The organism is Bradyrhizobium sp. PRIMUS42, assembly GCF_023006515.1.
In the GTDB taxonomy this organism is placed as follows: domain Bacteria; phylum Pseudomonadota; class Alphaproteobacteria; order Rhizobiales; family Xanthobacteraceae; genus Bradyrhizobium.
In genome coordinates, this window is record NZ_JALBGZ010001336.1 from 1 (window position 1) to 825 (window position 825).

At 66.2% G+C, this 825-nt stretch carries 1 protein-coding gene; it reads left to right on the forward strand.

The annotated features are described in order from the left end of the window. A partial coding sequence (locus MOV75_RS40155; protein WP_309487019.1) for a flagellar M-ring protein FliF C-terminal domain-containing protein occupies positions 1–825 on the forward strand: 825 nt, incomplete at both ends.

Consider the following 825-nt stretch of genomic DNA (forward strand, 5'->3'; position numbering starts at 1 on the left):
GATGGTGTTGAGCGGGGTGATGACGCGGCGGCTGATCCGGAGCAGGCGGTCGGCGAGGAGCGCCGCATCTCCTTCGAGAAGCGGATGCGCAAGCAGGTCGAGGACATCGTCTCCTCCGTGGTCGGCTCCGGCCGCGCCCGCGTCCAGCTCTCCGCCGATTTCGACTTCAACAAGGTCACCCAGACCTCGGACAAGTTCGACCCCGAGGGCCGCGTGCTGCGCTCGAGCCAGACCCGCGAAGAGCAGAGCATGACCGCCGACAACAACGGCCAGGTCACCGTCAACAACGAGCTGCCCGGCAACCAGCAGAACAACGGCGTCGCGGCCAAGGACCAGAGCAAGAAGTCCGAAGAGACCAACAATTACGAGATCTCCCGCACCACCAAGACCGAGGTGACCGAGGCCGGCCGGGTCAACCGCATCTCGGTCGCGGTGCTGGTCGACGGCATCTACTCCAAGAACGACAAGGGCGAGCTGGCCTATCAGGACCGCACCAAGGAGCAGCTCGACCGCATCGCAACGCTGGTGCGCTCGGCGATCGGCTTCGACCAGAAGCGCGGCGACCAGGTCGAGGTCGTCAATCTGCGCTTTGCCGATGCGCCCTCCACCGCCCCGATCGGCGAACCCGGCGGCTTGCTCGGCATGCTCCAGTTCACCAAGGACGACGTCATGTACTTCGTCGAGCTCGGCGTGATGATGCTGCTCGGCCTGATCGTGCTGTTCCTGGTGATCCGCCCGCTGGTCAAGCGCATCCTCGCCTCCGACGAGGTCGCCGCCGCCATCTCCGGCGTGCTCACCGGCCCGGCAGCTTCCGATGAGGCCGCG